The following is a 9,678-nucleotide window of genomic DNA, read 5'->3' on the forward strand; positions in this document are numbered from 1 at the left end:
AACGTGAATTATCGGGAATGCCCCGCGCCCGAACTACCCGAATTTGCTTTTATCGGGCGCTCAAATGTCGGCAAATCTTCACTAATCAATATGCTCACGCAACGAAAGGCGCTGGCCAAAACTTCGGGAACACCGGGGAAAACGCAGCTTATCAACCATTTTCTGATCAATGACGCCTGGTACTTGGTGGATTTGCCCGGCTATGGCTACGCAAAAATTGCTAAGACCGAGCGGGCGAAGTGGGAGAGCATGATTTACGATTACCTGCGCTACCGCCCCAACCTCGTCTGTACCTTCGTGTTGGTGGACAGCCGACACGATCCGCAGCAGATCGATCTGGACTTTATGGAGCAGCTGGGTGAAGAAGGCATCCCGTTTCACATCGTGTTTACAAAGGCTGATAAGGTGAAGAAATCGGAACTGGACGATCAGATCACTCGCTACAAGCAGAAAATGCTCGAAATCTGGGAAGAATTGCCGCCTACTTTCCTGACCTCTGCCGAGAAAGGTGATGGCCGCGAGCCGCTACTGGAAGCAATACAGACGTACAGTGAGGCGTTTGAGAAGCCAGATTGAAGCCCCGCTGAGTAGAAGTACGAGTTGCATTGGATTGATAGTCAAATGTATAAAGAATGTCAACTGTTAACAGTCAGATGTCCTCTGAATAATTTCTTAGCTTTGCGGCGTTTTTGAGGGGTAGAAATCAATTTTTGTATTTAAAAGAATAAAAATCCGAAATGGAGATACTGAAGGAAATAGCGAACGTGTCGGGCAAGAGCGGTTTGTACCGAATCTTGAAGCCTAGCCGCGCGGGAGTAATCGTAGAGAGCTTGGACGGCAAGGGTGAAAAGACCATGATTGGGGCCTCGGCTCGGGTGTCTGTACTAAAAGACGTGTCAATCTTTACCGAAGGGTCGCAGGATTCGATTCCCTTGGGCAATGTTTTTTTGAAAATTAGAAAAAAGCACGGCGAGAAAGTGGATATGGACGTGAAGCAGGCTTCCGACAAGGATTTGGTGGAATTCCTGGACGCTGTGCTACCCGAGTTCGACCGTAGCCGCGTTTACGTGTCGGACATCAAGAAAATCGTGCAGTGGTACAACACACTCTCGGCCCATTTTCCCAACGACTTTGTAAAATCCCCTCCGAAGAAGAAAACGATCGTGGTTTCTACGGACGCCAATCATTCTGGCGAAAACGAGCCTTCTGAGGAAGCTGGTGAGACGCCAGACGAAGCCGAAAAAAACGACGCCAAATAATTTGACTTTTCTTCTGTTCAAAAAAATAGGAACACCCCGCAACATTTGCGGGGTTTCTTCATTTTATCTGGAATAATCCCAAACAGGAAGCACCATTTTGAGTTTTTTCATAAATATTTGAATACAATGTTAAATTGTTCAAATATTCAGTACCACGTTTTCTACGAAATATTTAACTTTCGGACTATTCCAGATAATCCCCTTTTTGACATCCACAAATCATGTATATAAACCGGATTAGTCATTACCTGCCAACCCATGTGGTGGATAATGAATACTTCACCGAACTGAACGACCTTTCCAGCGAGTGGATCGTGGAGCGGACGGGAATCCGAGAACGCCGCAAAGCGGGCGAGGGCGAGAACACAAATACGATGGCCATTGCGGCAGTAGAGGCGTTGCAGGCTAATATCCCTTACAGCAAAAATGAAATTGATCTGATCGTAGGGGCGACTTACACTCCCTACGACACCATAGTGTCGCTAGCCCACGCTGTGCAGCACTATTTGGATATTCCCGATATTCCAGTCGTTTCGGTGTCGTCGGCCTGTTCGTCGCTTCTCAATGCAATCGAGCTGGTGGAAGGCTACTTTGCCATGAACAAGGCTTCCCGTGCTTTGGTGATCGTAGCCGATCACAACACAGCCTACAACAACGAGAAGGATACTATGTCAGGTCACTTATGGGGCGACGGAGCCGCGGCCATGCTGATCTCGAAGGAGCGTCAGACCGATTCTGATCTATTTATCCGTAAAATTATTACGGGTGGGGCCGCTACTAGTGGCAAGGCGATAGAAGCCGTAGTGTTGCGGCCCAACGAGCGCGGCGTAGTGATGCCTTACGGTCGCGATGTGTTCCAAAATGCCTGCACCTACATGCCCAAAGTAAGCCAGCAAGTGCTGGAAGCCTGCGGGTTAGGCGTTGCGGATATCGATTACCTCATCCCGCACCAGGCCAATCACCGCATCAGCCTGAATGTCATCAATACATTGGGCATTCCCGAAGAAAAACTACTCTCTAACATTCAGCGACTGGGTAACACAGGCTGCGTAGGCTGTGCCATTCTACTTTCCGAAAACATGGAGCGCTTTCAGAAGGGCGAACGCCTTGTCATTACAGTTTTTGGTGGAGGGTACTCCTACGGAGCGATGCTTATTGAGGTGTAGGAAACTCAGATGGAACTAAGCAAGCTAAATAACCCTCTTCAAAACCAGCGTCGTAAAAATAAGCTTTCCGCTTCGGTTGATAATCAGATTAATCGACCTTCCTTCCTTCCGCTGTAAGAGTTTGTAAATCTCGGTCATGTTAAGGGTATTTGCGGAGGCATCATTAACGAACATCAGGCGATCGCCCTCCAGCAGTCCTGCCCGTGAGGCGGGTGAGTTATCCATGACTTTATCGACGTAGTATTCCCGGTAGTTGGCTCCCTTCGCCCGCAAATCCATACCACTCATATCGTGTTCGAAGGGTTCCTTCATAGCACGTTTGATAGGCTTCATTGCGATATACTTTTCGGAATAGTTGATTGTGACCCGAAAGCGCCGCAGCAATTCGCCGCCGATATTTCCCTGCCGATCGAAGGCGGGGTTGATCTTACCGCCAAACGACGCACTATCCGGGAATGAGGTGACTACTTCTGACAAGTCAAATTCTCCTATTTTTACTTTATCCAGGCGTCCTAATTCACCACTAATCTTTCCCGATAGACCCATACCAAGTTGTACGGCGATTGTCTTATCGGGAAGCGGGATATTCGTGGCAAAAGTATTGAGCATTACAGCATGACCCGCTCCGGTGTCGAGTAGCAGCTTAACCTTCTCTCTTTTACCCAATTCACTGATAAAGATATCGTCGATATAAGGTTTCTTGTTGATGATTTCCAGCGGAACCTTCGTGCCGTACGAACGCCGGTACTTGAAGTACTTGGGTAGTTGGATAAGCAGGAGCCGGTGCTGGAAGTCGATCGTAACCACAAAACGCTCGAAAAGCTCATAACCGATAAGTCCGTGGATGGGCGTGCCGACGAGTTCGGAGAGTTTCAGCAAATCCTCTTTGAGCAAAATCATGTTATGCGCCTCGATGCGGGCGTAACCTACCTGTAGCGTGTTGCCGATGCTAACCACTGCCTCGACCGTGCTGTCGGCCCCTACCCCATCGAGTCGAATGGTGCGGAAGTATTCCGTGTTCAGGTACTTGCCCGTGGCAGTATCCGTCACGATGGTGTTGCTCACTCCGGAATCCAGAATAAAATGCAGCGTATCGGAATCATTGATACGAGCAGGGATGACGATCAGGTTGGCGTGCAATTCGAAAGGAATGCGCGCGTTGCGGCGTTTCTGAATGAGGTGAAAGCCGAAAATCTGATTCTTCTGCGGTTCGGAACGCGGAGAGCAGCCCGCAACGAATGCCGTAAAAATAATTAATAAAGCTGTTTTCATCCGCATTGCTTCCAAACTACCCCAAGTTGCAAAAACTCGGTAAAAAATACTATTCGGTGAAAAACAAAGTGCCGAAGTACCAGCCCGAAAATGAATTCCAGCCAATGCTTCGGCACTATAACCTAAGAAGTGGGTCAAGCGTTTAAAGTGATCAATTGTTGAAGATGGTTCAGCTAAAAAAACTAACTTCAACTACTCACTAATTCAATTTGCCGGTGGCACGGAGTACCGCATCGGCTTCCAGGTATTGTTAGCGGGGTTCATGTCGGGCAACGTATTGTCCGGGTCGAGCCGTACCGAGCGAAGCGGCTGCTGCGTATCGGCCTTGAAAGTCCAGCTTCCACCCCGCTGCCAGATCTCGACAGGAAACTCCATGCGCGTTTTTTTGCCCGCGACATCCTCTAGCTCCACCGTAACGGGCATGGCCCACTGATCCAGGTTCTCGATAGTGATCAGCGCGCCGTTCTGTGCGTTTTGCTCGATGTAAACGACGTCCTTTACGCCTTGATCCAGTTTGTAGTTTTCGAAAAACCAGCCTTTCCAAAACCAGGCGAGGTCTTCGCCGCCTACGTCTTCCATCGTGCGGAAAAAGTCGTAGGGTGTGGGGTGCTTGAAGGCCCAGCGCTTTACGTATTGCCGGAAAGCGTAGTCGAAGCGCTCCTTGCCCAACACCTGTTCGCGGAGCATTTTCAGGCCAAGGCCGGGCTTGTAGTAAGCCTCGACGCCCAGCGCGCGGGAGTTCACCACGTCGGGGATGTTCATAATGGCGTCGTCGCTGGCCGGGTAGAGGGCGGGCGCGGTGCGCTGCATGTCCATCGGGCGGCTTTTGTACTCGCCGTTATTGAAGGCATCCGTCGAAAGAAAGTTGATGAAGGTGTTGAAGCCCTCGTCCATCCAGGCGTACTTGCGCTCGTTGCTGCCCACAATCATCGGGAACCAGTTGTGGCCGAATTCGTGGTCGGTTACGCCCCACAGGCTAGCTCCCTTGCTGTTGCTCGAGCAAAACACGATACCGGGGTATTCCATGCCGCCTACGATGCCCGCCACATTAGTAGCCACGGGGTAAGTATATTCATAAACGTAGTTGGAATAAAACTCGATGCTGGCCTTGACATATTCAGTCGAACGCCCCCAAGCTTTGTCGTCGCCGACCTCGGCGGGATACACCGACTGCGCTAGGGCATTTTTGCCGCTGGGCAGGTTCATGCGGGCAGCGTCCCAGACGAAGGCTTTGGACGTAGCCCAGGCTATGTCGCGGGTTTGCTGGCAGCGGAAACGCCAGGTCAAAGTACCCGACTGCTTCGGGCGCGACTCAGCGCTGGTCACTTCTTCCGCCGTTCGAATCATGACCGTCGAGTCGCTCTTGGCGGCACGATCCAGCCGATTGCGCTGCTCCCTGGTCAGGACATCGTTGGGGTTGATAAGTTCGCCCGATCCGACCACGATGTGGTCCCAGGGTACCGTGACGGCATACTCGAAGTCGCCGTACTCGAGGTAAAACTCGCCTGCGCCCAGGTAAGGGAGCGTGTTCCAGCCCTCGATGTCGTCATAGACACACATGCGTGGGTACCATTGCGCGATTTCATAGATCACGCCATCTTTGGTTTCCAAAGTACCCATGCGGTCGGAGCCGTACTTCGGGATCTTGAAGGAGAAGCCGAGATTGATCTTGATCATGTCGCCGTTGGCTTTAAGCGGCTCGTTGAGGCGCACCTGCATGCGGGTATCATACACATTGAACTGCGCGATCTGGGCTTTGCTTTTGCCTTGCTGGACGGTGACGGAGGTGATCTTATTACCACCCTCAAAGCCCGTGTTGCCGAAGCGCCCGCCTGTAATGGGCGTGGTCTTGCCACTACGCGAACTGTCGCTGAACGCATTTTGGTCCAACTGCAGCCAGAGGAATTCCAGGTCGCTGGGGCTGTTGTTTTTATAGGTGATCTCGATGTCGCCTGCCAAAGTACCGGCAGTTTCGTCGAGGCTGATGTTAATCTTGTAGTCGGCACGGTTCTGCCAGTATTTGGGGCCGGGTGCGCCGCTGCCCGTTCGGTACTCGTTGCCGGGTTGAAAATTGAGCAGCGGGTTGAACAGCACGTGGGCGTCGTATTTGGGCTTGGCATCATCCTGCGCGAAGGAACTCAGGCAGATCAGCGTACAAAGCGCCAGAAAGCCTGAGCGAATCATAGTTTTATTCATTTTTTGTTGATGAAAAATTAAAAATAGTAAACAGAGAATTATTGGCTTCCAGCCAATTAGCACAAAAACTACTGACCGAAATAACTACTAAACGATCGAAAGTAGCTTTTTGTAAAAAAGCAGAAAGAAATAATCGCTTTAAAGGCCTTACGCCTCGCCGCCCGGTCCACCGAAACTCATGGGAAAATTGAAACCCGAGCCATCGTCGCCACCTGGATTGATGGAGCCGTGGGCGGCCTCGAATTTGCGAATATTGTCTTTTAAAGCATTTAGCAGTCGCACTGCGTGTTCGGGCGTAACGATGATCCGGGCCTTTACTTTGGCCTTGGGAACGCCCGGCATCAGGCGAATAAAGTCCAGGATGAATTCGCTGTTGGAGTGGGCAATCATGGCAAGATTGGCGTAAGTACCTTCGGCGATATCCTCCGACAACTCAACATTGATTTGCTGTTCGAGATCTTGGTTTTGCTCTTCCATAAAATCGTTTTTTCGGCAAAGATAAAGAAAGCCCGGCAAGAAGTGCTGTTCAAAGAACGCCGTATTTCAGATACGCCTCCGTAGCCTTCATGCCATTTTTAATCGCGTCCCGGGTGATGTTTTCGGCGGAGACTTTTTTCAAAGCCGCTTCGATGGCCTGGGTTTCTACCTCCTGCGGTACGACCACGATGCCGTCTTCATCGGCCAGCACCAGATCACCCGGCCGGAACTTAACACCGTCGATTTCTACCACTACATCTACCTCGATTACCTTCTGGCGATTCAGGCTATCGTAGGGATTCTTGCCTGTTGCGAATACCGGAAACTTCATTTCCCGCGTCTTCTCGATATCCCGCACCGAGCCGTGCGCGATGACGCCCACGCAGCCACTGTTGCGGGCCGCCGTCGAAAGTAATTCGCCCCAAATCCCCGAGCGATTGGAACCCCCGGCGGCGCAAATCAGGATGTCGTCGGGCTGGCAGGAATCCACCGCCTGTAATTCCAGTTCGTAGGGATTCGGGTCTTCGCCGTAGGTATCGGCCCACAGCGTCGTTTTGCAGCGGCCGATCATTTTGGCGATGCCCGTGTAGGCGTGGAAGGCCGTGCGGGTGGCTTGCTGCCGATAGCCAAGCTGATCCAGCCCGTCGGACAATACGGCAACGTAGAGGGTTTCGTTTCAGGGTTGGAGATTCATGGGATAGGCTAGTGTGTATTGAAGGACTCCACTATGGAAGCAGTTGAGGTAATCTCAAAACGATAGTTAGCTCAAAAGTTCCTCATTCCGCTGCAGGAAAGTTTTGACGAAAACATCGTCGATTAGCTCAGGGTACGCTCGTGTCACGCGATTAATCTCGGCGGCCTGTCCCGCCGAAAGGCACTCGTCGGGGTTCAGGCACCAAGTACCTTTCAGGATTCCCTGCCTTTGCAAAACTTCGTGAATCCCGGCGATGCAGCCTTTGAAAGAATGTTGGACGTCGAAAATCGCCGCGTTCATGTCCGTGACCGCGATGCCTTTGGGTAACAAGGCGTCCGCACCCGCGTAGCCGTTGGCAATACAATGCTTTATCTCCGCCAGTAATTCAACGGCTTTAGCGTTCCAAACGGCCCAGTGTCCTAGTAGTCCGCCGACGAAGCGCTTTTCGGCTTGCACGCCATTAACCTCAAAGCGGTAAGTCGTCAGCAAGTCGGCTACAATATTGTCATCGTTCCCGGTGTAGAGGGCTATTTCATCCCGGCGATCCGAGTCGCAAATTCCCCGGACGGCATCCAGCGTTTGGTAGCGGTTGAAGGCCGCAATTTTTACCCCCACGACATTTGGTAAGTCAGCCATTTTGCGCCAAAAATCGTAGCTCAGCAGCCGTCCGCCTACAGCGGGTTGCAGGTAAAAGCCAAAGATGGGAATCACTTCCGACACCGCGCGAAGGTGGTCGATCAACTCCTCGTCGGTAGAGTTGTTCAGCCCACCCAAGCTAACTAACCCGATGTGGTAGCCGTGCTTCCGGGCTAATTCGGCCTCGCACAATGCCTGGGCGGTGGGGCCACAAACGCCCGCCACTTTAAGGAACGGGCGCGATAGTTGCGCCGCCGCTATTTCGTCAGCCGCCAGAGCAAGTACCCTTTCCAAAAGGTCGAATTCCGGTTTTCTGATTTCAAACTGCGTAGTGTGTACCCCGACCGCCACACCGCCTGAGCCGCTCGCCATATAGTACCGCGTCAGCAGTCGCTGCCGTTTTTCGTCCAGTTCGCGAGTTTCGGTCAACGCCAGCGGGTGCGCCGGGATGACGGTACCTTCAAATAAGTGATGTCTGAGGGTGGGGTCGAGTGTCGAGATCATGGACTTTTTTTTAAAATTTACCGCTTCTTTCTTGAAAGTGGGTAGCCTTGTCAATTGTTTTTCCGCCTTGCGTTAGCCACTCGTAAATAAGCCGCATCATCTGTTTCGGGCCAGTCCTCGGGTATCCGAAAAAATCTGTGCATTCCGCCGCATTGCTCAGCAGGGCGGTGGGTTGCTCTTCGTACATGAAAATTGGCGTTTTACCCGCCATTTTGCCAAATTGTTCTGCAATCCAGCGCACCGAGAGCTGCTCGGGGCCCGTCACATTCAGAATTTTGGCGGGCTGAGCACAATGCAACAGCGATCGGATAGCGATTTCGTTAGCGTCCCCTTGCCAAATGACATTCACCGTACCCATCCGCAGGTCGATGGGCTTTTCCCCGATTATGCTTTTGGCCAGTTCCAGTAACACACCGTACGTGACATCGTTGGCGTAGTTGAGCCGATAGATCAGCAGCGGTGTACCGTACTTTCGGCTGCCATACTGGAAAATCCGCTCCCGACCCAGGCACGATTGTGCGTACTCACCCAGCGGTTCGGGTTGTAAATCCTCGCTGGCTCCACCCATTGTCACGGGCGTGAGCGGATAAACGTTTCCCGTGGAAAAAGCCACGATATTGGAATCCTTGAACTTTTCCCCCACCCGGCCTGGCAGGTAGCTGTTCATAGCCCAGGTGAGCGACTCGTTGCCCGTGGTACCAAACTTGGTACCCGCCAGATAGAGGACGTTCTTTATTAATGGTAAAGCCTGCAACTTCGCATCATCCAGCAAATCAGCCGCGATAGTTTCGATGCCTGCCGCATTCAGTTCCTCGGCCAGTCCCGCTTCGGAAAATCGGGACACGGCGACGATTCGCTTAGTGATTCCGGTCTTTTCGACCGCAGTCCGGGCCAGTTTGGCAAGCGCGGGGCCCATTTTTCCTCCTGCACCTAAAATGAGAATATCTCCCTCGATTCGGGCAATATCTGCTATTAGCTCCGGTGAGGGTTGCAAAAGGGCTTCGTAACGTTGTTGAAGGTCGTTCATTTTAAGGTGTTCGCTCCGCCAGCGGCAAAGGTTGGGAGAGAGTTTTTTTGAGTAAAAAAATTAAGGAGTAAAAAACAGGGCTTTGACATTGGCCAGCGCCAAACCGACGATAAGAGCTAGCCCCAGTCCGCCCGTGAATTTGGCGTAGTTTGTATTGGTCAAATCCCCCATAATCTTCTTGTCGTTGGCGATCAGGTACATGCTCACGCCGATGAAGGGAACGATGAATATAGTAACGCTCTGGGCAAACACGATCAATTGTAAGGGTAGTTTGCCGAAAATGATGGCAATAATCGCCCCGAAGCTCATCACCAAGGCGATGAAGTACTTGATCGGTCGGGCGCTGAGCTGACTACCGTAGCCGAGGGCATCGCCCAGTAAAGTACCACCTACCGTGGCGTTGCCAATAATTGAGGAAAAAGCCGCCCCGAACAGGCCAATCAGAAA

10 protein-coding genes are annotated in these 9,678 nt (G+C 51.8%); 3 read left to right on the forward strand and 7 right to left on the reverse strand.

The genetic code is table 11. The features are described 5' to 3' along the window. The 3 genes from yihA to ACEW8P_RS14600 form a co-directional block, all read left to right on the forward strand. Nucleotides 1-576: ribosome biogenesis GTP-binding protein YihA/YsxC (gene yihA / locus ACEW8P_RS14590; protein WP_373513811.1), on the forward strand; the 576-nt coding region annotated here is incomplete at its 5' end. A gap of 161 nt (nucleotides 577-737) precedes the next feature. Beyond that, entirely contained in the window at nucleotides 738-1,259 is a 522-nt protein-coding gene (locus tag ACEW8P_RS14595) for a DUF5606 domain-containing protein (RefSeq protein WP_373513812.1), read from the forward strand. Nucleotides 1,260-1,480: 221 nt separating this feature from the next. Then, entirely contained in the window at nucleotides 1,481-2,425 is a 945-nt protein-coding gene (locus tag ACEW8P_RS14600) for a 3-oxoacyl-ACP synthase III family protein (protein WP_373513813.1), read from the forward strand. A gap of 24 nt (nucleotides 2,426-2,449) precedes the next feature. Here the strand turns inward: ACEW8P_RS14600 and ACEW8P_RS14605 are convergent, their stop codons facing one another. The 7 genes from ACEW8P_RS14605 to ACEW8P_RS14635 all read right to left on the reverse strand — a co-directional run. Next, nucleotides 2,450-3,697, reverse strand: a complete 1,248-nt coding sequence (locus tag ACEW8P_RS14605) for an aspartyl protease family protein (protein WP_373513814.1) — start codon at nucleotides 3,695-3,697, stop codon at nucleotides 2,450-2,452. 204 nt (nucleotides 3,698-3,901) lie between these two features. Continuing rightward, nucleotides 3,902-5,893, reverse strand: coding sequence for a M1 family metallopeptidase (locus ACEW8P_RS14610; RefSeq protein ID WP_373513815.1), 1,992 nt, complete (start codon nucleotides 5,891-5,893; stop codon nucleotides 3,902-3,904). Nucleotides 5,894-6,040: 147 nt separating this feature from the next. Further along, nucleotides 6,041-6,370, reverse strand: a complete 330-nt coding sequence (locus tag ACEW8P_RS14615) for a DUF3467 domain-containing protein (RefSeq protein ID WP_373513816.1) — start codon at nucleotides 6,368-6,370, stop codon at nucleotides 6,041-6,043. Nucleotides 6,371-6,419: 49 nt separating this feature from the next. Beyond that, nucleotides 6,420-7,022, reverse strand: coding sequence for an RraA family protein (locus ACEW8P_RS14620; RefSeq protein WP_373513817.1), 603 nt, complete (start codon nucleotides 7,020-7,022; stop codon nucleotides 6,420-6,422). 108 nt (nucleotides 7,023-7,130) lie between these two features. Beyond that, nucleotides 7,131-8,204: a dihydrodipicolinate synthase family protein gene (locus ACEW8P_RS14625; RefSeq protein WP_373513818.1), complete on the reverse strand. Its 1,074-nt coding sequence runs from the start codon at nucleotides 8,202-8,204 to the stop codon at nucleotides 7,131-7,133. 10 nt (nucleotides 8,205-8,214) lie between these two features. Then, nucleotides 8,215-9,231 (reverse strand): NAD-dependent epimerase/dehydratase family protein, encoded by a 1,017-nt coding sequence (locus ACEW8P_RS14630; RefSeq protein WP_373513819.1) that lies wholly within the window; start codon nucleotides 9,229-9,231, stop codon nucleotides 8,215-8,217. A 60-nt stretch (nucleotides 9,232-9,291) separates the two neighbouring features. Beyond that, on the reverse strand, nucleotides 9,292-9,678 hold a 387-nt coding region (locus ACEW8P_RS14635; RefSeq protein ID WP_373513820.1), incomplete at its 5' end, for a divalent metal cation transporter.

It is taken from the genome of Persicitalea sp. (assembly GCF_041751555.1).
Lineage (GTDB): Bacteria > Bacteroidota > Bacteroidia > Cytophagales > Spirosomataceae > Persicitalea.

Bases quoted from the DNA above. Each gene is read 5' to 3' on its own strand.
- ACEW8P_RS14595 (WP_373513812.1), top strand. From the start codon at position 738: ATGGAGATACTGAAGGAAATAGCGAACGTGTCGGGCAAGAGCGGTTTG.
- ACEW8P_RS14625 (WP_373513818.1), bottom strand. From the start codon at position 8,204: ATGATCTCGACACTCGACCCCACCCTCAGACATCACTTATTTGAAGGT.
- ACEW8P_RS14605 (WP_373513814.1), bottom strand. From the start codon at position 3,697: ATGAAAACAGCTTTATTAATTATTTTTACGGCATTCGTTGCGGGCTGC.
- ACEW8P_RS14630 (WP_373513819.1), bottom strand. From the start codon at position 9,231: ATGAACGACCTTCAACAACGTTACGAAGCCCTTTTGCAACCCTCACCG.
- ACEW8P_RS14615 (WP_373513816.1), bottom strand. From the start codon at position 6,370: ATGGAAGAGCAAAACCAAGATCTCGAACAGCAAATCAATGTTGAGTTG.
- ACEW8P_RS14600 (WP_373513813.1), top strand. From the start codon at position 1,481: ATGTATATAAACCGGATTAGTCATTACCTGCCAACCCATGTGGTGGAT.
- ACEW8P_RS14610 (WP_373513815.1), bottom strand. From the start codon at position 5,893: ATGAATAAAACTATGATTCGCTCAGGCTTTCTGGCGCTTTGTACGCTG.